Origin of the sequence: Orlajensenia flava, from assembly GCF_004801905.1 — a bacterium.
Classification (GTDB): Bacteria; Actinomycetota; Actinomycetes; order Actinomycetales; family Microbacteriaceae; genus Orlajensenia; species Orlajensenia flava.
The window spans coordinates 110,979-133,487 of the sequence record NZ_SSSN01000007.1; the positions used below are offsets into that span (position 1 = coordinate 110,979).

Genomic DNA, 22,509 nt, shown 5'->3' on the forward strand with positions numbered 1-22,509 from the left:
CTCACCACAACTCGCCGACCAGCTCGGCGAAGAACGACTCCGGCTCGCGCGGCAACCCCCGTCGGGTGAACCACGCGCACACGTTCACGACGTCGCGGTGCAGGAAGTCCAGCCCACCCGGGTTGGCCGCGATGTCGACGAGCTGGGGCAAATCGATGACGACCACCCTCCCGTCGTGCACGAGCAGGTTGTAGGCCGAGAGGTCGCCGTGCGCGACGCCCGCGCGGGCGAACGACCGCATGATCTCGAACACCTGGCCGAAGAGGTCGTCGAGCTCCGCCCCTCGTGCCTTGGACTGCGCCAACCGAGGGGCCGCGACACGGCCGTCGCCGATGAACTCCATGAGGATCTCGGTCGCGCTCACCTGCACCGGGTAGGGAACGGGAACGCCGGCCGAGAACGCGCGGCAGAGCGCTTCGAACTCCGCGAACGCCCAACGGCCGGACGCGACGCCTCGGCCGTAGCTCGATCCCCGTGCCATCGCGCGCATGTCGCGGGTGTTCCGCAGGCGTCGGCCCTCCTGGTACTGGGCGGATCGGTGGAAGTCGCTGTTGTCGAGGCCGCGGTAGCGTTTGGCGGCCAGCAGCAGGCCGCGCTCGCCGGGCACGGCGCGCTCGATGAGGTGGACGTCGGCCTCCTTACCCGTCTTGACGACACCCAGTTCGGTGTCGAACGCGGCAGCGGACGTGACGAGCCAGGACGGATGCGGCATCGGCCCGCGTTCGGTGGGGGTGGTGGCCGGCCAGGTGGACCAGCGTTGGTTCTCGCCGGGCTCCGCGAGGCTGAACGTCTGCGCGCCGACGGATGCGAACGTCGGCGTGCCGACGGGTGTGCTGAATGACACGGGGATGATCTCCGATAAGTCGGAGGCCACCGGCCCGTCGAACGGGACGTTACGCGGCGACCTCGGATGAGAGGGATGAGGCAACGCAGAAGACGGCCATGGTCATCACTCCCCTCGACGAGATCGAAAACGCGCGTACAGCACGCACGTCCGGCCACTGTAGCGCGCGCCGGCATCCGTGTACAGATCGCAACCCCTCGGCGCACTCGGTCCCGGGGCGTAGCGTCGAGACATGACCGACACGATCGAACGCCAGTCCCACGCGCCCGCTGCATCCGGTGCCAAGCTCACGCGACGCCAGAACGCCGAGAAGGGCTTCAAGGCGACGAAGAAGCTCACCGACTCCCTGCAGGAGGTGCTCGTCGACCTCATCGAACTGCACCTTCAGGGCAAGCAGGCGCACTGGAACGTCGTGGGCAAGAACTTCCGCGACTTGCACCTGCAGCTCGACGAGATCATCGAGGCCGCCCGCGAGTTCAGCGACACAGTTGCCGAGCGGATGCGCGCGCTCCACGCAACGGTCGACGGTCGCAGCGACACCGTGGCCGCCACGACGACGCTTCCCGAGTTCCCTCAGGGCGAGGTCGATACGGCCGCGACGGTCGACCTCATCACCGCCCGCCTGGAGGCGACCGTCGGCACCATGCGCAAGGTGCACGACGATGTCGATGAGGAGGACCCGACCAGCGCCGACGTGCTCCACCAGATCATCGAGAAGCTCGAGCAGTACGCCTGGATGGTCTCGGCCGAGAACCGCACCGCGGCTAAGTCACGCTGACTGAACTGGGTACCTTCACGACGCTGCGTCCTACCGTGTGAAGGCATGCGTCCTACCGTGAAGGAATGCCTCCTACCGTGTGAAGGCAGCAGCTCGTGGCGCCCCGGATCGTCGGGGAATGTCCGACGCCGTCTCCTTCACAAGGGAGGACGGCTGCCTTCACACCGCACAGGCTGGGCGCGCGCTATGGCAGCGAGAGACTTCAGGCGCCGGTGGCTCCGGCATCCGTCGCCGTGACGTCGGTGCGGTGGAAGTTCTGAAACGAACGCGACGCCGTCGGGCCACGCTGGCCCTGGTAGCGGCTCGAGTATTCGGCCGATCCGTAAGGCTTGTCGCTCGGCGAGCTGAGGCGGAAGAAGCACATCTGGCCGATCTTCATGCCCGGCCACAGCTTGATCGGCAGCGTCGCGACATTGGAGAGCTCAAGGGTGACGTGGCCCGAGAATCCCGGGTCGATGAACCCGGCCGTCGAGTGCGTCAGCAACCCGAGGCGACCGAGCGATGACTTGCCCTCCAAGCGCGCCGCCAGGTCATCGGGCAGGCTGACCGCCTCATAGGTCGACCCGAGCACGAACTCGCCGGGGTGCAGGATGAACGGTTCCTCGGGACGAACCTCGATGAGGTGCGTGAGCTCGGGCTGGTCCTCGGCGGGATCGATGAACGGGTACTTGTGGTTGTCGAACAAGCGGAAGTACCGGTCGAGCCGCACGTCGATCGATGACGGCTGCAGCATCGCGGCGTCGTAGGGTTCGAGACGGATGCGACCGACGCCCAGTTCGGCGGCGATGTCGTGGTCGGAGAGAAGCACGTCGTCAGCCTAGTGAAGCGCCGCGACTGCACGCTCGGGTCGCGCCGAACCGTGCACCGTCATCGCGAATCCGCTCTCGATGAGACCGTGATCGACACCGCAGGCTCGACACCGTTGTCCCCCATTCAGGGGCATGTCCAGTGACGAGCAGATTCCCCTACGATTCAGATCACGGCGAGCGCCGATGTCCGTCTTCCCACAGCTGAAAGGCGCCCATGCCCGCTGTAATCCCTCGTCGAGTTCGCGCCTTCGCGAGCGGCCTTCTCGTTGCCGCTCTCACTGTCGGCGGTGTAGCACTGGGCGCATCGCCCGCCATCGCCGATGACGCCGGCTCTATCACCGGAGTTGTCAGCGGCGCCGCTCCTGACGCCTCCGCCATCGCGAGCGCAAGAGTAACGGCATACCCGGACGGCTCTACGAACTCTGCCGCGGGAACCATCACAGCGGCCGACGGCTCATACAGCCTCATCGGCCTGCAATCCGGCGCCTACCGCGTCGCCGTGCATCAGCAGTCCCCCAGCCAGTGGGTGGACCAGCCGGTAGTCGCCGGCTGGTTCGGTATGCCCACTCTCGACGAGCTCGCCACCCTGCCGGTCGTCCAAGTCGTCGCCGGGCAAGCAGCGAACAATGACATCGTGCTCCCCCATTACTCGAGCATCTCGGGAACTGTGAGCAATGACGCCGACGGCTCGCCGGTTGCCGGAGCCTCGGTTTACGCGTCTCCCGAAGCCGGAAGCAGTTCGTCCAACGCAGTGACCGGGGTCGATGGCACCTTCACCCTGATGGTCACCCCGGGCACGTACCGCCTGAACGTGAACCCGGTCGATGGACTTGTCCTCGCGTCGACATCCGACCCGATCACGATCGGCGTCGGCGACGTCGTGACGGGACTGGATGTCCGGATGGCGCGCGGTGCCACGATTTCGGGAACGGTTACCTACTCCACCGGCGGCCCGGCGGTGGGTGCCCCGGTCAGCGTCCGCGACCCGGCCGGAACGGGCACGATCAATGCCACGAGCACGGACGCGAGCGGGCACTACACCCTCGACTCGGTACCGACGGGAACCTACGCGATCGGATTCGGTTTCGGAGACTTGCCCGCGTCGTTCCACCCCATCTGGTACGGCGGGAGCGACGACATCAGTTCCGCGACGCCAGTGAGCGTCACTGTCGGGGATGAGGTCGATGGCATCGATGCCGTCGTCGTGCCGTCGACCGAGTCGATGACGCCTGGGACTGTGCGCATCATCGGCAACGCCACGCCAGGCGAAACACTCCAAGTGGACACGGGGATTTGGGTTCCGACGCTGTTCACGTGGAGGACTCAGTGGCTCCGGGATGGCGAGCCCATCCCCGACGCGGTCTGGTCGCCGTACTACACGGTGGCGGATGCCGACCTTGGCCACCGTCTGACCGTGGAGATCATCGGAAGCGCGGTGGGCTACGTGCCCACGGCGGCGACCAGCGCTCCGACGGAGGTAGTGCGCAAGCGCATGACGCCAGGCACGCCCACGATCGCCGGATCCCCCCAGGTCGGTAAAGTGCTCACCGCAAAGCCGGGCACGTGGACGCCTGGCGGCGCGACCTTCGACTACCAGTGGCTGCGGTGGGGCCAGGACATTCCGGGCGCCACGTCTCGGACGTACACCGTCGCCCCCGCTGACCAAGGCAGAGGACTCAGCGTGCGTCTGACGGGCCACAAGTCCGGATGGGGGCCCACATCGGCGACGAGTTCGTGGACGGGCCAAATCACCCCGGCCCCGAGCGTCACCGCCGGGACGGTGACCATCAGCGGAAAGGCTCGCCTCTACCGCACGCTCACCGCGCACACGGGTTCGTGGGCGCCCAATGGTCTCGACTTCGGCTACCAATGGATGCGGAACGGGACACCGATCGCCGGAGCGACGCAGAAGACCTACACCGTGCTGCTGGCCGACATCGGGGCAGGGCTGTCTGTCCAGGTGACCGGCGCGAAGACCGGATACGACCCGACGGTCGTCGTGAGCGCATCGACCGCCACCGTCCCAACTCCTCTGCCGTCTGTCCTGAAGCCAGCGATCGCTCTCTTCGGCTAAAAGGTCGGCCATCGTGTGGACCTCGGTCGCTTCCTCGACCAAGGGACCGCCGGATCCAACGACGCGCACGCGCGGAGTTGCGGGTTCTGCACCGCCACGCCTGTGTGATCCCGTGCTCCGGCGCTAGTGTGGGCCGGGCAGCACGGTTCAGATGGTCCCGGTAGGCGAAGGGTCGGACGAGGTGGAACCCGACCAGCGCGCGATCAGTTCGGTAATCAGCCGTCGCAGCCTCATCGCGGGTGCAACTGGCGCCGGAGTGCTGCTGTTGACAGGCTGCACGTATCCGCAGCCCGACCCGCCGAACACCAGCCGTCCACCAGCAGGCGAGCCTGATTGGGATGCTCTGCGTTCCCAGGTGACGGGATCCCTGCTACTCCCGGCCGATGACGCTTTCGCGACCGCCAAGCTGACGGAGAACCCCCGGTTCGATCAGGCGGAGCCGCTGGCCATTCTTCAGGTCGCGACAGCCGCGGATGTCTCGGCGGCTCTGTCGTTCGCCCGGAAGTATCAGCTGCCGGTGGCTCTGAGGGCGGGCGGGCACAACTACGTTGGCTGGTCGGCGGGCGGAGCCGCCGGCAGCGGGGTACCCGCCTCGTTCGTGATCAGCACAGCTGCCTTGGATGCGGTGCAGCTCAGCGCGGACGGGTCGTCGGTGACGGTCGGGGCCGGCGCTTCGCTCGCGCAGGTGTACGACACCGTCGGTGCAGCGGGACGGGCGATAGCAGGAGGGTCGTGTGCGACCGTCGGCGTCACCGGTCTGACCTTGGGCGGCGGCGTCGGTGTCCTCGTGCGCTCCTTCGGGCTGGCCTGCGACCAGCTCACGCAGGTGCAGCTGGTCACGGCGGACGGCGCCGTCCACACCGCCGATGCCAGCCGTGATGAGGACCTGTTCTGGGCGTCGCGCGGAGGTGGTGGAGGAGTGCTGGGCGTGGTGACTTCGTTGACGTTCACGACCCGAGCCGCCCCATCGGTGACCCAATGGCATTACAGCTACAGCTTCGAGGACGCCGCCGCTGTGGTGACCAGCTGGCAGAGCTGGACGGCGTCCGCGGACCCGCGCATCTGGTCCACGCTCAAGCTCCTCGGCGGGTTGGCCAAGCATCCGTCCGGACCGAGTGTCGGCATCTCAGGCACGTGGACCGGCCCTGCAGATCAGCTGAGCGCACAGCTGGCGCCGCTGCTGTCCGGTCTGCCCGCACCGACGGATCACAGCTCGGTCACCCGCAGCTATCGCGATTCGATGATGGACTACGCCGGATGCCTCGGCACCCCGATCGCCCAATGCACGACCGGGGCCGGCGGAGTGCTGGTGCGCGAGTCCAGCTCGGGCAGCTCCAGCATGGGCTACGTCGCCCTCGACGCCGCAGGAATCGCCGACCTCCTCGCCCAGGTGCAGGTAGCGCAGGACGTGGCAGGCATCCGCGAAGGAGGCATATCGATGGACGCTCTCGGCGGCGTGGTTGCCGATCTCGCCCCGGACGCCACCGCGTTCCCGCACCGCAGCGCGCTCTACTCGGTGCAGTACACCGGAACCTTCGACGACGGGACCGATCCCGGACCCATCGATGCCTACGTGCGAGGGTTCCGCGCCACGATGACACCGCACTGGGGCGATCACGCCTACGTCAACTACCCCGACGCTTCACTCACCGATCCCGACGCAGCCTACTTCGGCGACAACCTCCCCCGACTGCGGAACATCAAGAAGAAATACGACCCGACCGGATTCTTCACCCAACCGCAGTCGTACTAGCGTCCTTCTCGATCGCGCTGATGAAGCACGGTGTGGCTACGCTGGAAGGTGATGGCCGAGCTGACGAACCGTCTCTCCAGCGATGACGCGAGAATCCTCGCTCTCGAGTCAGCTGTGCTGACCGGCCACACCATGAAGCTCATCGTCCTGGCCCCCGGCGCTCCCCTCGATCTGGATGCGCTGAGGAACGAAGTCGAAGGCCGGCTGTCGACCGAGCCGCGGTCGCTCGAGCGCGTCGAGACCGGCGACGACGGCTCGCCGCGCTGGGCGCCGTCCGGAAGCATCGACATCGCCCACCATGTGCGGCGGTGGCCGAACGGACGCCCATCCACCCGCGAAGATCTCCGCCTGGCGGTGGGGAAGCTCATGTCGGAGCACCTCGATCGGTCGCGGCCGCTGTGGGCGGTCGATGTGCTGGGCCCGCTCGACGACGGCAGCGAGGCGATCGCCGTGCGCCTGCATCACGCCATGGTGGATGGCATCGCGGGCATCCGTTTCCTCGAGGCGATCCTCCTCGACCCTCACGACGCCCCGACGCACGATGTCGGCACCCACGCCGCGGACTCCCGCCCATCGGGCGTCGCCGAACTTCGGCGCCTCCCGTCCGTGGTCGTTCGCGAGTTGGGGCGGCCCGGGTCTGGATCACCCTTCGACAGGACCGTCACGGCCGCACGGGAACTCAGCTTCGTCACAGCCCCGCTCAGTGTGCTTCGAGACATCGCCGCCTCGCGACCCACCCACACCACCGTCAACGACGTGCTCCTCGCGGCCGTGGCAGGCGGATTGCGCAGCTGGCTCCCTCCTCAGCAACGCCGCGATCTGCGCGCTCAGGTTCCCGTGAGCCTGCACCAGCGGTCCGAGCAGGCGACTGACCTGGGCAATCGCGACTCGTTCATCAACGTCGACCTGTCCATCGCCCAGGCCGACCCGCTGCGGCGGCTCGACGTCATCAGCGCTCGCACCAGAGTCGAGAAGCAGGCCGCGGATGCTGCCGTGCTCTACGACATGTTCCATGCGCTCTCCCGCGTTCGACCAGCCGATCAGCTGGTGTCGAAGATCGCCGCCAGTTCGCGCGAGTTCAGCGTGGCCGTGTCCAACGTTCCCGGCCCCCGCATCCGTGTCTCCGTTGCCGGCAGAAGGGTCGACGGGCTGTACTCCTTCGCCGAGCCGGCCGCTCACCACACGCTGCGCATCACCGCCATATCTCACGAGAACGAGATGGGTATCGGATTCTGCACCGACCCCATAGCGACGCCGGGAATCGAAACTCTTGCGCACGCCGTCAACGCCGCGCTCCACGATCTTCAGGAAGCGGCGCTTCACGACGCACGCTGACGACCAGTTGCCCGTTGGACGGAGATTGGACCGGCTCGAGCAAAGGTGACGTCGTGGCATCCCCGACCAGCCGGAACGATTCCTCGAGCCGCCCTCTGGCGACCCGTTGGCGCCTGGTGCGGGAACATGCCGAAGGGAGGGGGAGGCTGATGTCTCACCGGCATACAGCGGTACGTGTACTCACCAGAGGCGAGGGCAGTCGACCGCGGTGGATCATCCGTCTCGGGGTCGGCGCCGGTCTGGTCGTCGTCATGGGGGCGGCGGCGTCACCCGCAATGGCGGCAGAGCCGCCGGTCACTGCAGGAACGATCACGGTGGGCGACAACCCGTGGGACGTGGCGATCACCCCGGACGGGCGCACGGGGTACGTCACGGTCTCCGGCGAGGACGCACTGGACGTCATCGATGTCGGGACATCCGCGGTCGTCGGCAGTATCCCGGTGGGCCGGGACCCGCAAGGGGTCGAGATCGCGCCGAACGGTCTCGTCTATGTCGCGAACTTCGTCGACGGAACGGTCAGTGCCGTGGATCCGGCCGCGGGCGTGGCCGTCGCGACCATTCCGGTGGGGTTCCACCCGCAGGGCGTGGCGGCATCCGGCGACCGCGTGCTCGTCACGAACTACGGTGTGCAGGACTCTCCCGACCCCGGGTCGGTGTCGGTCATCGACACCGCAACCAATTCGGTTGTCGGCGAGCCCATCGGCGTCGGTGCGAACCCGGCCCAGATAGCCGTGTCGCCCGATTCGTCGACCGCCTACGTCACCAACCGCGTCGACGGAACCATCTGTCATCGACCTGGCCGACTTGGCGGTGACCGCCACGGTCCCTGTCGGGGCGCAGCCGTGGGGAATCGTCTTCAGCCCATCGGGTGGGACGGCGTATGTCGCTCTGGCCGGCGACAACGCCGTCGCGGTCCTCACCACCGCGACCTTGACCGTCGCCGACCTCATCGACGTCGGGCCCGGCCTTCAGCCGTGGGGGCTCGCTCTGTCCGCCGACGCATCCCTTCTGTTCGTCGCGAACAGCGCATCGGAGTCGCTGGGAACCGTCGACCTCTCCACGCAGACGCTCCTGTTCGACTCCGATACCGACATCGACGGCTGGAATATCGCGGCTGACTCGAGCGGATGCATCGCTCTCGTCACCAACTTCGCGCAGAACACCGTCACCGTCATGGACGTGTCCGAGCCGATCGCACTGCCCGATTCACCTGCCCTGCTCGCGCAGGTCGGGCGTCAATACGACCACCAGATCGGCGTCTCTCCGGCTGGCGCGAAGACATCGTTCGAGATCGTGTCGGGGCGACTGCCTGCGGGTCTGTCACTGGACGCGGCGAGCGGTCGGATCACCGGGATCCCGACCGAACCGGGAGACTTCGCATTCGGGATCGGCGCGACCTCATGCGACAAGACCGCGCGAAGCGACTTCACGCTCAGCGTCGACCCTGGTTCCCCCGCAATCGACACGTCTCGCCCCAAGCTCGCCGAGACGGGCTCGACGTCGTCCGACCCGCTGCTGACCGCAGCCGGTCTCGTCGCAGTGGGATCGGTACTGGCCGTGCTCGCGCGAACGCGCGGTGTCACGCGCACCTCACGCGCCCCGGGTGGAGGCGGTGCAGGCCGGAGTCGCCGCCGTGAGTGCGACGACCGATGACGCCGGACACGCCGGGAACAGGGTCATCCCACCTCACCCCCGTGCGAACGGACGTGTCCATCCCATCCGGGTCCGGCGCGTTGGCGGGGTGGCTGTACCTTCCGACCGACGCAAGAGAGCCGCTGCCGGTCGTCGTGATGGCGCACGGCCTGGGCGCCGTCAAGGAGATGCGGTTGGATGCCTACGCCGACCGGTTCGCCGCGAGCGGCTACGCAGTCGTCGTCTTCGACTATCGGCACTTCGGGTCGAGCACCGGACAACCTCGCCAGTTGCTGACCATCCAGAACCAGCTGCAGGACTGGCGCACTGCTCTCACGTGGGTCCGCAGCGACGAACGCTTCGACGCTGACCGCATCGCGCTGTGGGGAACGTCGTTCGGCGGCGGGCACGTCATCCGCATCGCCGCCGAAGATCACGGTGTCGCCGCCGTCATCGCGCAGTGCCCCTTCACCGACGGGTGGGCGTCCACTCGGGCGGTGGGCCTCATCTCCAGTGCGAAAGTCGTCGCCCTGGGCCTCCGCGACCGGCTGGCCGCGCGGTGCGGCAAACCGCCCGTGATGATCGCTTCGGCCGGCCCGCGCCACGCGGCGGCGCTGATGGCAGGTCCGGGTTGCGAGAGCGGCTACCTCGCGCTCGGGAGCTCAGCGCCTGCGTTCCGCAATCAGGTCGCTGCGCGTTTCGGGCTGACCATCAGCCATTACCGGCCAGGGACGCTGACGTCGCGGGTGACGGCGCCTGTTCTCTTCGGCATCTGCGACCCCGACACCGTCGCCCCTGCCTCCGCGACACGACGCCACGCCGCCCGTGCGCCTCACGGCGAGGTGCGCGAGTACCAGTGCGGGCACTTCGACATCTACTTCGACGACTGGTTCGAGCGGGCCGTCGCCGACGACCTGGAATTCCTGGGTCGCCACGTTCCGGTCACGGCGTCGTCGCCTCGGTGATCGGGGACAGCCTCGGTGATCTGGGACAGAGTGAGCAGCTGGCCCACCCGCCACGCTTCGTCGTAGGTGGCGCGGTCGAGCTTGCGCTGAGCACTGGCGTGCAGCTCTCGCGAGATCGGGAGATTCGGCGACCGGGCACCCGTTCGACTGCTGGCAGCGTGGGCGGCGGAGAAGAGTTGAACGGCGCGGACGTCCTGCCCCGACATCGCGGTCAGGTCGGCCAGCACCTCCACCCAGGTGCCGCCACGGCTTGCGCCGAACTCGACGGACAACGCGATAGCCCGTCTCGCCCACTCCAGACCGTCTTCCGGTCGAGCGGTGCGCAACGCGATGTGGGCCAGAGCCGTCGAGCACATCCAGCAGGCGAACAGTTGCTGCAGCTCGAGCGCCTCGGCATACACGTCGTGAACACGAGGGATGACGGTGAGGTCGAGGGAACCGGTGATCGAGGTGGCTGTGACGAGGCAACGCGCCGCATCGGCCAGGACGCGGTGATTCGCGTCGCCCGTGCGCTGTGCGACTGCGTCGAGATGCTCGAGGGCGATCATCGCCGTCCGTGTCTCGCCCGTCACTGCGGCAGCGACCACCAGACACGACAGCAGGTCACCGACAGCAACCAGGTCGGGTTCATTGAGACCCGCCACGAGGGGCAGCGCACGATCGAGGTGGGGACTGGCGAGGTCGAGTCGGACCTGGAGAAGGAGCGACGCGGCGCAGGCCAGATGGCTCAGTGAGCGGAGGTGATCGGGCGCATTCTCGTTCTCGGCGACCTCGGCGGCCAGGTCGAGCGACCGCCAGCCCTCCAGCAATTGCTCACGCCAGTACCAGTAGAAGGTCAGGCCGACCGCGCCGGCAATGAATCTCTGATCAGGGTCGTCCCACAGGTGCCGCTGGAGTGTGGAGCGGACGGTCGGGTAGTCGTCTTGCAATCGACGGTACGCCCGGGCCGAGTCGGGATGCCCGATCCGCGGCAGCGATTGGATCTGGTCGAGCACCCACGCGTCGCGCCGCTCGAGCAAGCCATCGGTCCGTCCCTCGGCGGCCAGGAGTCGGGTCGCGTGCGTGCGCACGGTCGAGAGCTGGCTGAACGTGGACCGGCTGCTGCCCTCGTCGGCACGCTCTCGGGTGAGCAGCGATCGGTTCACCAGCATCGGCAGCAGCGTGTCCACCTCGATGTGACGTGCGCCATCACCCGCCGCGTCGCTGATGCCGTGGACGGCGCGGGCGGTGAACGGACCGGTCAGCACGGACAGTTCCTGATGCATGCGCCGCTCTTCGGGACCGAGCAACGCGACGCTCCATTCGATGGCCTCACTGAGCGACCGATGATGGTCTTCGTCTCTCGATCGGTGCAACCTGGCGAGCGTCAGCGGATCCCTGCCGACCTGCTCGGCGATCTCGTCGATGGAATATGCGCGCAGCCGGGCGGCGGCCAGTTCGATGGCCAGCGGCAGACCGTCCAAGCCGACGCAGATGGACTCGACCGTGCGCAGGTCTTCTCCGTCGATGGTCGAGGTCGGCATCGCGGCAGCGGCGCGCAGCAGGAACAGCTCGACGGCGGGGCTGAGAGGGCCGTCCTCATTGGATGCATCACCCTCCGGAAGAGCTAAGGGTTGCAGCGGCCAGAGGGACTCGCCATCGACGTTCAATGGTTCGCGGCTTGTGGCCAGCACAGCAGAAGAGGAGCCGGCATCGCCCAACAGGGTTTCGACGACAGGAGTCAGCTCGGGAAGCAAGTGCTCGCAGTTGTCCAGAACGAGGAGGATATGCCGGTGCCGCAGGTACGACGCCAGCACTCCGAGTGGGGGGCCGGCTCCGGCCGCCCGAAGGCCGAGGAGGCCGATGATGGCTTCCGGAACGAGCTCGGCGGACTGAACCGCGGTGAGGTCGACGAACTGAACCTGCTGCGGGAACTCAGCGGCGAGCGTGCGCGCGACGTCGATGGCCAGCCTTGTCTTGCCGCATCCAGCCGGCCCGGTGATCGTCACCGCAGCACCCGGTGCAACCAGCGACTGCACGGCTCGTACATCGGCCTCCCGCCCGATCAGCGGCGAGCGCTTGCCGGGAAGACGGACGACGTCGGATTCTCCCCGGACGTCCGCGGCGCTGGGTCGGCGCGGCGTCGCGAGCGTGGCATCCTGGTCCAGAATCCGCCGCTGCAGGTCGACCAGTTCAGGCCCCGGTTCGAGGCCGAGCTCGGTCACGAGTCCTTGACGGAAGTCCTGGAAGGTCTGCAGTGCCTCCTCGCTGCGCCCGGCCTGGTGAAGGGCGATCATGTGCTGCATGTGCGGACGCTCGCGGTATCCGGACTGCCGGATCGACGCCTCGGTGGCCACGAGCGCCTCGTCGGTACGGCCGAGGTCCAGGAGGGCGTCGATACGCAACTCGCGCCCTTGAAGATACGACTCCTCCAGGCGAGCCACGGCGGCGTCCGCCCACTCCTCATCCGAGAACGGTTCGTAAGGTCGACCGCGCCACAGCCCCAGGCCCGCATCGGTGAGACGCAGCGCATTGTTCGCATCCCCCGCCGTCAGGCTCGCGCGGGCGTCGGCGACGAGGCGCTCCAGCTGAGAGGAGTCGACCTGATCGGGGGTGGCCAGGAGTCGGTATCCGCCGGTGTCGCTGATCACCGACACCGGCGACCCGTGCTGCGACTCGAGCTGACCGCGCAGCCGCCAGACGTGCGACTGCAACGTCGACATCGCTCCCTGCGTCGCCTGATCGCCCCAGAGCGCGTCGACGAGAGCGTCGACCGAGACCCGTCGGCCCGCGTTCATGGCGAGCAGTGCCAGGACCGCCGCCGGCTTTCTGCCGATGACGGGATCCTCGCGATCGGATGACGCGATCACCATGGTGCCGAGATCGCGGATCACGAGGCCGACCGGCCCACGCCGATGGTGGACCGCAGCGGACTCCCCATGGACAGCAAAGTACTCCCGTTGGAGAGGAGTTGGAGCGGGCTGCGCGAATGTTGGCGAGAACCGACCACCCGTCCGAGGAGGACTCATGACGACCACAGGCCCCGTCACCGACGCGACGATCGACAGTGCTTCACCTGTCCCCAGGAACCCGCGGGGCCACGCCGTGCGAACCGTGGATCTGGCCTATTCGACCTTCCGCTGCGACCAGAGCGGGCGCGTGCTGACGGTGCGGGTCGACGCGCCGCCGTTCAACTTCATGACGGCGGCGATGCAGGAGGACTTCATCCGGCTGGTCGCGGCGGTGGCGCGTGACAGCAGCGTCGGGGCGGTGATCGTCACCGGCGGCGTCCCCGGACGCTACATCACCCACTACGACATCGCCGACCTGTTGCACAGTGCCGGTACCGGCCGTCCGATGCCTCGCGCCGTTGCATCGCTCGTGGTGCGCTCCATCAAGACGATCTCCAGCGTCGGTGGAGAGCCCGCGCGTCGCCTCCTGCAGCGGACTCCGGCGGCCTCGTTGGCGCGCCTGGGACAGTTCCAGGCCGCGTGCGCTGCGATCCTCCATTCGCCGGCCGTGTGGATCGCCGCAATCGACGGTCCGTGCGGCGGCGGCGGGATCGAGCTTTCGGGATACTTCGACCTGCGCGTGGCCGCCCGTGACGCGAGCTTCATGCTCCCCGAATTATCGATCGGTCTGTCGACCACCTTCGGCGCCAAACGATTGGCGGCACTCGTCGGGCCGTCCCGCGCACTGAAGATCATGCTCGATGCCCGAGCGCTCACCGCAACCGAGGCCGAGGAGGCCGGGTGGGTCGATGTCATCAGCGACGACGATGTCGTGGTCGACGCCCAATCGCTCGCCGGCTTGTACTCGCGTAGACCACGCGACGTCATCGCCGCGCAGAAGGCCCTGCTCAACGACACCGTTCCGATGTCGGAGAGCCTGACGCGAGAGGCGATCGACCAGACCGTCGGGCTGCCGTCGGCAAGCACGCGCGCGGCTCTCACGCTGTGGTTGAAGATGCAGAACCCAGCGGGCGATTCCACGTTCCTGACCGATCCGGAACCGTTCCAGGCGGGCACCGCCCTGGATCTGAACGCCTCATGACACTCCCGTTGGAGCACCGTTGGAGCGCTCCGATGCAACCTGTGACAACCGCCAACGAGGACCGGAGGACCTGATGCAATCGCTCTCTTCGCAACTGCAGCGCTTCGCCGAACAGGCCAGGCAGACTGAGGATGTCATCGCTGCCGCCCGCGATCATGATCGTGAGGTGCTCATCGCGCACCGAGACCGGCTGCGCAATTCCTGGGACAGCGTGGCGAACGCGGCTTCACAGCATATCGACGCCGACGATGCCGCATGGCAGTTCCGATGGGCGCAGTTACGCGAGCGGGTGAGGGGGCAGTTCGCGGAGCTGCAGGACCGGGTAGAGCAGCGGGACGCCGAACGCGACGCATCCGCAAACGAGCGCGATGCGCGGCGCGCAGAGCGCGACGCATCCGAGGCTCTGGGCTTCGCGGTTCTCGCCGTCGACGGCGCCATGGCCGCGATCATCGACGCCGAACTGGCGCGCGCAGCCGCCGATGCGGCCAATGCGGGGGTCGAACGATGAGTGGCACCTCCGCCGACCGTCTCGGAACAGCAGCCGCCCGACGTGCGGATCGCTCCCTCGGCGGTCGGGTTCACCGACCGCGCTGGCTGATGATCGAAGGGGTGATCGGCATCATTGCCGGGGCGGTGGTCCTCGTCCAGCCCGACCGCGCCATCGCGCTGTTCGCCGTGGTACTCGGAGTCGTCCTCCTGTTCGCAGCGGGGTGGCTCATCGGCTCCACGATCAAGCCGCCAGGCGGCCAGACCCGTGGGCGCAGCGCGCTGCTCGCCGTGGTCGGATTCGCGGCCGGCGTGAGCATTCTCGCCTACCCGGCCGTCGGCGCGGTCGTGCTGGTCATCGGGGTCGCCGTATGGCTGCTCGTGACCGGTGGCTACGACATCGCCTCGGCGCGGACCGCATCCAACCCGCGCGGGCTGAGCACGGCGACCGGCGTGGTGAGCGTTGTGGTCGGCCTGATACTGCCACTCCCGCCCGTGAGCATCATCTTCACGGACGGCGTCCTGGTCATCGCGACGGGGGTCGGCCTGATCGCCCTCGGCATCCTGCAGTTCGTCCGCGCTTCGAAGCTCAAGCGGCGGGCCGGGTAGCCGCTCACGGATGACGGGCGTCCACGCCATCGTCGTTTTTCCGGACATCCATCGACACGTCGCCAAGGAGGCACCATGTGCGAGGCAGACTCGACCCACAGCGACACGGGCTCGTCCCCTGCGCCCGGCAGCGCGGCGGAGCCAGATCATGATCGGTCCCAACGCTCGCATTTCACTCGACGGTCGCTGCTGGGCGCGGCCGCCGTCGGCGCCGGCCTGGTCATCGCGAAGAGCCTTCCGGGGTCCTCGAACGGGGCGCTGGCCCTCGGGGCACCCCTCACTCCCGTGTTGCCGACGCTGTCGACGCAACCGAAGGGCACAGTGCTCACGCTGCTCGGCACAGCCGGTGGCCCGCAGGCCGAGTACGGGCGGACCGGAACATCCAGCGTCCTGACAGTGGACGGATACAACTACCTCGTCGACGCGGGCCGCGCCAGCGTCACGCAGTACCTGAATTCGGGCCTGCAGTTCTTCCAGCTGGCCGCGATGTTCATGACACACCTGCACGCCGACCACCTCGCTGATTACTACAACTACTTCCTGCTCGAAGGTGGTCAGGCCAACGCCGAGGGCGACCGGCTCAACCTCGACCGGAAGACCCAGCTGCAGGTGTTCGGCCCGGGCTCCGCGGGAGCGCTGCCGGTGACGAAGAACAGCTTCCCGATCATTGCACCCCAGGCTCCCGTACCGGGAATCAAGGACCTCACCGAGCGGCTGAATGAGGGATACGCCTACAGCTACAACCTGTTCATGCGCGGCGACGGCACGCAGGACATCCGCCTCATCCAGAAGATCAACGAGATCGAGATCCCGTCGAGCGCCGGTGCCAGCTCGACGAATACGGCGCCCCTGATGGACCCGTTCAAGATCTATGAAGACTCGCGGGTGAGTGTCAGCGCCATCCTGGTGCCGCACGGCGCGGTGTTCCCCACCTTCGCCTACCGGTTCGACACCGCCCACGGGGCGGTGGTCTTCAGCGGTGACACGAGCGCCCCGGGTTTCACCCCTGCGACCAACAACATCGTCAAGATCGCGCAGGGTGCCGACATCCTGGTGCACGAGGTCATCAACTGGGAGGTGATCTCCGCGGCGGCGACTCTGCGCCATGAAGACACCAGTAGCGCGTTCTTCCAGCACCTCAAGACATCTCACACATCGACGTCGGAGGTGGCCAAGGTTGCGCAGGCAGCCGGCGTCCCGCAACTGGTCCTGACCCACCTCATCCCATCCAACCCGCTGCTGATCTCCGACGCCGTCTGGAAGGCGCAGTGCAGCGTGGGGTACTCGGGCCGCGTCCACGTCGGCAACGACCGGGACCAGATCCCGCTGCCGGCTCAACGCTGGCCTCGCACGTGACGGCGCTCGCCGTGAAACGAACACCTACGAAGGAGCAGGAGCACATCACCATGTCGCAAGCAATCGCCGACCACGAGGTCGCGGAGAACGTCTTCCTTTTCACCGGTACGTCCGTCAACTGGATCATCCTCAGGGATGGAAAGGACCTCACACTCATCGATGCCGGATGGGAAGGCGACGCCCCGGAGGTGGAGCGCACCATCCGTCTGCTCGGCCGGCCGGAGGATGTTCACGCCGTCCTGCTCACCCACGCTCACTCCGACCACACCGGGGCGCTCGAACTTCTGCACGAGACCTACGGAGTGCCAGTGTGGATGTCGCCCGCCGAGGTGCCCAACGCGACCGGAGAACACGTCGAGCAGGCCGGCACCGCCGACGTCGTCAGGATGATGTACCGGCCGCAGGCGATTCGCTGGGCCGTGGACATGGTGAAGGTCGGCGGGCTGAAGCAGATCACGACGCCGTCCGCGGAGTCATTTCCCGAAGAAGGCCCGTTGGAGCTACCGGGCCGGCCCGTTCCCATCGCCACCCCTGGGCACACCGACGGCCACACGTCGTACCACCTGCCCTCGGTAGGGGGCGTGGTCACCGGTGACGCGCTCGTGAGCGGACACCCCACCCTCAAAGGCCTCGGTCCGCGACTGCTTCCCGGCGGGTTCACCCACGATGCGGAGCAAGCTGTCCAGTCGCTGCGCGTGCTGCGCGACATCGACGCGAGGATGTTCCTGCCTGGACACGGTCCAGTCTGGTACGGCTCCTTGAAGGAATCGGTGGACGAGGCTCTCGCCCACGTCGACGATCGGAACACGGGCCTGGACGGTTGATCACCCTCGCCGGCTGGGCGCGTCGGGATCCGAGGCGGACGAGTTTTGCCCGAAACCGCCGACCGGGTACTCTGGGCAGCAGCCCGACTCCCCGATGATTACTGGAATCGCGGGCCACGCGGATGTAGTTCAATGGCAGAACTTCAGCTTCCCAAGCTGATAGCGCGGGTTCGATTCCCGTCATCCGCTCCGTCGAATTCCCGCGTGCCCCCAGGTTAGGTTCTCGTCGAAAGCAGTCGGACGCGTGGCAGCTCGGCCTAGGGCGCTCTCAGCCCTAGTTCCGGGTAGAGAATGTCGAATGCCTTCCGCAACCCGCCGTCGAGTCCGTCCACGACGTGACCGGCGCCCGGGACCACATAATAAGTCGTCCTCATCCCCGCAGCTTCAGCTGCCTTCGCGTTCCGCTCTGCGCCCGGCAGGAAGCCGGGATCATTTCCGCCGACGGTAAACACAGCGTTCACCGACGCGTATTTGCCTGGAAACATGCGGAGGATCGACGTCGGTTTCGCAGCCTCAAAGGCCTGCTTATCGCCCGCGAAGACGTCGCGAGTTGTCTCTTCCGGAGTCTCACCGCCGGCATACTCATCACCCGAGATATCGGCAAGATTTCCAAATAACTCCGGCGACTGGGCGACGTATGCGAATGCGCACGCACCCCCATTCGAATAGCCCGCCATCGTCCAGTACTTCGGATCCTTGAGTATGTTCAAGTTCTCTTTCGCCCACTCGACGACGTCTTTCGTCACATACGTGCCGGCTTTACCGTATTTCGTCGAGTCCACACACGCCGGGTCGCCCTGGGTTCCGATCTGGTCGGCCACGATGACGATCGGCGCCAGGCCGTTGTTCTTGGCGGCGAGCCCATCGAGCACGCCGCCTATGTACTGCGGGTCGGGATTACCCGGAAGACCCATCATCATGATGACGAGCGGCAAGGGCGGGGCATTCTTCACGAGCGCCGCCGGCGGAAGGTAGATGCCGGCGGGGCGCACCGTCGGGAAATTGGAGGCGGGAATGACCTGGGTCCCCTGCTTGCCCGTCTTCGGCATGTCGGCGGGCGGCTTCCACGTCTTGTAGACCGGCTGCGTCGGATCGGCCGTGGCGGTGTTGATCGGACGGATGTCGATCGGCTTGTCGACGACCACCCCGAACAATGAGCCGACGGTCTTGTTCAGGCCGTAGTACGCGTTCACCCCGACCGTTCCGACGAGGGCGAACAGGATGATCGACACGGATGCGATGACCTTGCGCCACCACCGTGACTTCCAGAGGTTGACGATCGCCAGTCCGATGCCGGCGAACGTCGCCATGATCCACGCGGTGCTCTGGATCGTCAGCGGCGGGCTGAACAGGTCGAGCGAGTTGACCAGGATCACCAGTCCGAGGCCGACCAGCGCACCGCCGACGATGCCGATGAGCGCCACCGCGAACCAGCGCACGCTCGGCCGGCGGATGAGCAGGTAGAGGAAGGCGACAACGGCGAGCCCGTAGACGACCCAGGGCACGGGACCATCGATGATCTCGATACTCCAGATGGCATCCACCGCGCCCGCCCTTCGCCGCCCCTAGGTGCGAGTATGCCTCACGATCACCGAGCCCGGCTATGGCGATGACGCCCGCCGACGCGGCGGACGCGCCTCTTGCGCACCCGAGCATCCGTCAGCTAATGTCATCGAGCAACCCCACATGCGAGTGTGGTCCAACGTCAGAACGTCGGCCTGCCGGTCGAAGATGCAGTGTTCAATTCCTGCCACTCGCTCCACCGTTTCCGAGCGCCCGGTCCCTCAGGATCGGGCGCTTCGGCGTCTCAGCCCACGTGCGGCAGTTGCCAGTCGAAGGCGACGGCGGCCAGGCGCAGCAGGGTGCAGACGACGAAGCCGATCACCATTCCGACGATCGGCGACCACCGCAGTCGCGCGGCGATCCACACGGCGAGCGCACCGGCCGCGGCCGCCGTCGCGTAGACGCTCGCCACCAGCACGACGGGCACGGTGTTGACCAGTACGTCGCGAACCACCCCTCCTCCGACGGCCGTTATGGTGCCGAGCAGGACGACCACCCATCCGTTGGCCCCGCTCTGCAGCGCCTTGTCGGCTCCCGACACCGCGAACAGCCCGAGGGCGAGGGCGTCCAGCACCACGAGCACGCCGGCGGGGACCTCTGCAACCGTGGCGGCCAAGACGAAGGCGATCAGCCCTCCCGTCAGCGCCAGGACGATGCGCACCGGCGAGCGGAACGCGGCCGGCGGGGTGTCGCCCATCAACAGGTCCCGCAGCACACCGCCCACCAAGGCGGTGCAGAAGCCGACGACGAGCACGCCGAGCAGATCGAGATGGGCATGCACGCCGACGGATGCGCCCTCCACCGCGAACAGCAGCGTCGCGGCGAGGTCGACGCCCAGATACAGCCGAGCGGATGTCGCGCTGCGTCGTGGAACGTCCGTGAAGCTCATCGCTCCGTCATAGCGGTCGCGGACGCCGCGGTGCAAGACTCGAAGACCGGAGGTGAGCGTGTCGCACTCGAATGCGGAGAAGAAGACGAAGAGGGACGCCCGGGAGGGCGGGAAGAAGAAGGGCTCGTCTGAGAGCCTTCTCACAGTCGTCATCGCCTTCGCCGCCAACCTCGCGATCGCCATCGCGAAGTCCGTCGCGGCGGTCATCACCGGGTCGGCGTCGATGGTCGCCGAGGCGGCGCACTCGTGGGCGGACGCCGGAAACGAGATCCTGCTCCTCATCGCCGAAAGGCGTTCGAAGCGGCCACCGGACCGACGGCATCCGCTCGGTTACGGCAAGGACGCCTACATCTGGTCGATGTTCGCGGCGTTCGGCATCTTCACCGCCGGGGCCGTCGTGTCCATCCAGCACGGCATCCAGTCTCTGCTCCAGCCGGAGGCCGCGACCGACTACCTCGTCGCGTACATCGTGCTCGGCATCTCGTTCGTGCTGGAGGGCATCTCGTTCGTCCGCGCCTACATCCAGGCGCGCGAGAACGCCCACAGCCGCAACGCTCACACCCTCGAGCACGTGTTGGAGAGCTCGAATCCCACGCTCCGTGCCGTGTTCGCCGAGGATGCCGCCGCTCTGGTCGGCCTCGTGATCGCCTTCGCCGGCATCTGTCTCCACCAGTTGACCGGCGATCCCCTCTACGACGCCGTGGGATCCATCCTCGTCGGCGTCGTGCTGGGCGTCGTGGCCGTCGTGCTCATCTCCCGCAACCGGGCGTTCCTCCTCGGCGAGTCCATCGACGAGCCCACCCGGCAGGCCGCCCTGCGCCGACTTCTCGAGCGCTCCGACATCGAGCGGGTGACCTACCTGCACATCGAGTTCACCGGGCCCGGGGAGGTGCTGTTGATCGCCGCGGTCGACCTGGCCGGCGACGCGAGCGAGGCGGATGTCGCCCTCCTCCTTCGCGACATCGAGCGCGAGATCATCGCCGAGCCGGCCATCGGCCGCGCCATCCTCACCCTCTCGACACCCGATGAGGAGTCACTTCTGCCACTCCCGTCATAGCCGCGTCGCACCGTCCTCCCAGCCTCGGCATGCCAGCATGGTGGAGCCGTGCCGTTATGTGCGAAGGGAGAGCCGGTGTCCGACCCCGCGTTCCACTCGCGTCGCAGTCGTCGCGCCTCGCCCGTGCGCCACGGCCGCCTGGCGCGATCGCATCCGTTCCGGACGCTCGCGAAGGTTCTCGGAATCTCCGTGGTGGTGGCCATCGTCACCACCGGATCCGTCGGCGCCTTCGCCCTCAGCGAGCTCGACCGCACCGTGACCTCCAACGCCGTCGACATCTCCAACGGAGATGCATCGAAGACCTCGGCGCCGGCACCCCACATCGGCGCCATCTCGGGCGGCTTCAACTTCCTCATGGTCGGCACCGACAACGACGCGAATCAAGGGGACGCGTTCGGCGAGCGCGACGCGACGCTGAACGACGTCAACATCCTGCTGCACATCTCCGCCGACCATAAGTCGGGTGTCGCGGTGAGCATCCCGCGCGATCTCATCGTCTCCCACCCCGAGTGCACCGACCCGACCACGGGCAAGGACTACGACTCGATGTCGGCCGCGCCCTTCAACGAGGCGTGGGAACGCGGAGGCCTCGGCTGCGTCGTGGCGACGGCCTCCAAGCTCACCGGCCTCGACATCCCCTACGCAGGGGTCATCTCGTTCAACGGGGTCATCGCGATGACGGATGCCATCGGCGGCGTCCCCGTCTGCGTCAACGAGGCGATCGACGATCCGTACACCGGCCTGGACCTGCCCGCGGGAACCAGCACGATCTCGGGCAGCACCGCACTCGCCTTCCTCCGCAACCGCCACGGCGTCGGCGACGGCAGCGACCTGTCCCGCATCTCCGCTCAGCAGTCCTACATGTCCTCGCTCATGCGCACCATGAAGAGCGCGAGCACCCTCACCGACCTCGGCAAGCTCTACGGACTGGCCCGGTCCGCCGCCTCGAACATCAAGCTCTCGAGTAACCTCGCCAGCCTGGACTCGATGGTCGCCATGGCCTACGCCCTCAAGGACGTCAACCTCGACAACCTCGTCTTCGTGCAGTATCCCGGCACGACCGGTGACTCCGACTTCCCGGGCAAGGTGGTGCCGTCGACCGACACCGCCGACCAGCTCATGGCGGCCATCTCGAGCGACCAGCCGTTCAGCCTCGACGCGAATGCGATGGGCAACGGCGTGGTGGCCGATCCTGCCGCTCCTGCCGCCCCGGCGCCGGATGCCACCGCGCCGACGGATGCCGCGACCCCGGCCCCCACGACGAGCGCACCGGCGGTGATCGGCGGACTCAAGGGCCAGACCGCGAGCGCCCAGACCTGCGCGAAGGCGAACGATTGACGGACGTGCTGCTGACCGAGGTCGAACGGGCGCATGCGAGGGTCTCGATACGGCTGCTCGCTCGCGCTCCCGGCCTACTCGACCGGCATCGCTGATCGAGTAGCGCAGACGCGCAGCGGCTCCGCGTATCGAGATCCTCGGGCGTCCGATTCGGTCACGGTTCGC

Annotated in this window: 19 protein-coding genes and 2 tRNA genes; 15 read left to right on the forward strand and 6 right to left on the reverse strand. The window is 67.4% G+C overall.

The features are described from left to right. Position 1 precedes the first annotated feature (1 nt). Entirely contained in the window at positions 2-844 is an 843-nt protein-coding gene (locus E6C70_RS10685) for a serine protein kinase RIO (protein ID WP_235833393.1), read from the reverse strand. A gap of 232 nt (positions 845-1,076) precedes the next feature. Between E6C70_RS10685 and E6C70_RS10690 the strand changes: the two genes are divergently transcribed. After that, the gene (locus E6C70_RS10690) at positions 1,077-1,622 is read left to right on the forward strand and encodes a Dps family protein (RefSeq protein WP_136424539.1); all 546 of its coding nucleotides are present in this window, start codon (positions 1,077-1,079) and stop codon (positions 1,620-1,622) included. Between the two features lie 202 nt (positions 1,623-1,824). Here E6C70_RS10690 and dcd read toward each other — a convergent pair whose 3' ends face one another. After that, positions 1,825-2,430, reverse strand: a complete 606-nt coding sequence (gene dcd / locus E6C70_RS10695) for a dCTP deaminase (protein WP_136424540.1) — start codon at positions 2,428-2,430, stop codon at positions 1,825-1,827. A gap of 215 nt (positions 2,431-2,645) precedes the next feature. On the opposite strand from dcd, the gene E6C70_RS10700 reads away from it, so the two are divergent. The 3 genes from E6C70_RS10700 (at position 2,646) to E6C70_RS10710 (ending at position 7,593) form a co-directional block, all read left to right on the forward strand. Then, positions 2,646-4,505 (forward strand): carboxypeptidase regulatory-like domain-containing protein, encoded by a 1,860-nt coding sequence (locus tag E6C70_RS10700; RefSeq protein WP_136424541.1) that lies wholly within the window; start codon positions 2,646-2,648, stop codon positions 4,503-4,505. A gap of 181 nt (positions 4,506-4,686) precedes the next feature. Further along, positions 4,687-6,258: an FAD-binding oxidoreductase gene (locus tag E6C70_RS10705; protein ID WP_168770924.1), complete on the forward strand. Its 1,572-nt coding sequence runs from the start codon at positions 4,687-4,689 to the stop codon at positions 6,256-6,258. 51 nt (positions 6,259-6,309) lie between these two features. Further along, positions 6,310-7,593, forward strand: coding sequence for a wax ester/triacylglycerol synthase domain-containing protein (locus tag E6C70_RS10710; protein ID WP_136424543.1), 1,284 nt, complete (start codon positions 6,310-6,312; stop codon positions 7,591-7,593). Positions 7,594-8,080: 487 nt separating this feature from the next. Here E6C70_RS10710 and E6C70_RS17180 read toward each other — a convergent pair whose 3' ends face one another. After that, positions 8,081-8,209, reverse strand: coding sequence for a hypothetical protein (locus E6C70_RS17180; RefSeq protein WP_268895956.1), 129 nt, complete (start codon positions 8,207-8,209; stop codon positions 8,081-8,083). Positions 8,210-8,388: 179 nt separating this feature from the next. Between E6C70_RS17180 and E6C70_RS10715 the strand changes: the two genes are divergently transcribed. After that, positions 8,389-9,246 carry a YncE family protein gene (locus E6C70_RS10715; protein ID WP_268895961.1) on the forward strand — a complete coding sequence of 286 codons (858 nt, stop codon included), beginning with the start codon at positions 8,389-8,391 and terminating at the stop codon, positions 9,244-9,246. Between the two features lie 41 nt (positions 9,247-9,287). Then, entirely contained in the window at positions 9,288-10,190 is a 903-nt protein-coding gene (locus E6C70_RS10720; protein ID WP_235833394.1) for an alpha/beta hydrolase, read from the forward strand. Here the strand turns inward: E6C70_RS10720 and E6C70_RS10725 are convergent. Beyond that, complete coding sequence (locus E6C70_RS10725) at positions 10,100-13,063, reverse strand: AfsR/SARP family transcriptional regulator (RefSeq protein WP_168770925.1); 2,964 nt, start codon at positions 13,061-13,063, stop codon at positions 10,100-10,102. The two genes, E6C70_RS10720 and E6C70_RS10725, sit on opposite strands and share 91 nt — an antisense overlap. 133 nt (positions 13,064-13,196) lie before the next feature. On the opposite strand from E6C70_RS10725, the gene E6C70_RS10730 reads away from it, so the two are divergent. The 6 genes from E6C70_RS10730 (at position 13,197) to E6C70_RS10755 (ending at position 17,686) form a co-directional block, all read left to right on the forward strand. Continuing rightward, on the forward strand, positions 13,197-14,222 hold the full coding sequence (locus tag E6C70_RS10730; protein ID WP_168770926.1) for an enoyl-CoA hydratase/isomerase family protein: 1,026 nt from the start codon (positions 13,197-13,199) through the stop codon (positions 14,220-14,222). A 19-nt stretch (positions 14,223-14,241) separates the two neighbouring features. Then, a complete protein-coding gene (locus E6C70_RS10735; RefSeq protein ID WP_136424548.1) occupies positions 14,242-14,730 on the forward strand; it encodes a hypothetical protein in 489 nt (162 codons plus the stop codon). Then, positions 14,727-15,317 carry an HdeD family acid-resistance protein gene (locus E6C70_RS10740; RefSeq protein WP_136424549.1) on the forward strand — a complete coding sequence of 197 codons (591 nt, stop codon included), beginning with the start codon at positions 14,727-14,729 and terminating at the stop codon, positions 15,315-15,317. Before E6C70_RS10735 ends, E6C70_RS10740 begins: the two co-directional genes overlap by 4 nt. 75 nt (positions 15,318-15,392) lie before the next feature. After that, positions 15,393-16,673: an MBL fold metallo-hydrolase gene (locus E6C70_RS10745; RefSeq protein ID WP_136424550.1), complete on the forward strand. Its 1,281-nt coding sequence runs from the start codon at positions 15,393-15,395 to the stop codon at positions 16,671-16,673. 11 nt (positions 16,674-16,684) lie between these two features. Beyond that, entirely contained in the window at positions 16,685-17,497 is an 813-nt protein-coding gene (locus E6C70_RS10750; protein WP_207670107.1) for an MBL fold metallo-hydrolase, read from the forward strand. Between the two features lie 118 nt (positions 17,498-17,615). Next, positions 17,616-17,686: transfer RNA gene (locus E6C70_RS10755), tRNA-Gly, on the forward strand. Positions 17,687-17,754: 68 nt separating this feature from the next. On the opposite strand, the gene E6C70_RS10760 is transcribed toward E6C70_RS10755, so the two are convergent. Continuing rightward, the gene (locus E6C70_RS10760) at positions 17,755-18,936 is read right to left on the reverse strand and encodes an alpha/beta hydrolase (RefSeq protein WP_235833395.1); all 1,182 of its coding nucleotides are present in this window, start codon (positions 18,934-18,936) and stop codon (positions 17,755-17,757) included. A gap of 249 nt (positions 18,937-19,185) precedes the next feature. Between E6C70_RS10760 and E6C70_RS10765 the strand changes: the two genes are divergently transcribed. After that, positions 19,186-19,259 (forward strand) — tRNA-OTHER (locus E6C70_RS10765). Between the two features lie 45 nt (positions 19,260-19,304). Here the strand turns inward: E6C70_RS10765 and E6C70_RS10770 are convergent. Beyond that, a complete protein-coding gene (locus E6C70_RS10770) occupies positions 19,305-19,949 on the reverse strand; it encodes a trimeric intracellular cation channel family protein (protein ID WP_136424552.1) in 645 nt (214 codons plus the stop codon). A gap of 58 nt (positions 19,950-20,007) precedes the next feature. Here E6C70_RS10770 and E6C70_RS10775 point away from each other — a divergent pair, with 58 nt between their 5' ends. Together E6C70_RS10775 and E6C70_RS10780 are read left to right on the forward strand one after the other, a co-directional pair. Continuing rightward, positions 20,008-21,006 carry a cation diffusion facilitator family transporter gene (locus E6C70_RS10775; protein WP_136424553.1) on the forward strand — a complete coding sequence of 333 codons (999 nt, stop codon included), beginning with the start codon at positions 20,008-20,010 and terminating at the stop codon, positions 21,004-21,006. Positions 21,007-21,081: 75 nt separating this feature from the next. Then, a complete protein-coding gene (locus tag E6C70_RS10780) occupies positions 21,082-22,344 on the forward strand; it encodes an LCP family protein (protein ID WP_136424554.1) in 1,263 nt (420 codons plus the stop codon). Positions 22,345-22,509: the final 165 nt, after the last annotated feature.

Bases quoted from the DNA above. Each gene is read 5' to 3' on its own strand.
- E6C70_RS10770 (WP_136424552.1), bottom strand. From the start codon at position 19,949: ATGAGCTTCACGGACGTTCCACGACGCAGCGCGACATCCGCTCGGCTG.
- E6C70_RS10745 (WP_136424550.1), top strand. From the start codon at position 15,393: ATGTGCGAGGCAGACTCGACCCACAGCGACACGGGCTCGTCCCCTGCG.
- E6C70_RS10700 (WP_136424541.1), top strand. From the start codon at position 2,646: ATGCCCGCTGTAATCCCTCGTCGAGTTCGCGCCTTCGCGAGCGGCCTT.
- E6C70_RS10710 (WP_136424543.1), top strand. From the start codon at position 6,310: ATGGCCGAGCTGACGAACCGTCTCTCCAGCGATGACGCGAGAATCCTC.
- E6C70_RS10730 (WP_168770926.1), top strand. From the start codon at position 13,197: ATGACGACCACAGGCCCCGTCACCGACGCGACGATCGACAGTGCTTCA.
- E6C70_RS10740 (WP_136424549.1), top strand. From the start codon at position 14,727: ATGAGTGGCACCTCCGCCGACCGTCTCGGAACAGCAGCCGCCCGACGT.
- E6C70_RS10690 (WP_136424539.1), top strand. From the start codon at position 1,077: ATGACCGACACGATCGAACGCCAGTCCCACGCGCCCGCTGCATCCGGT.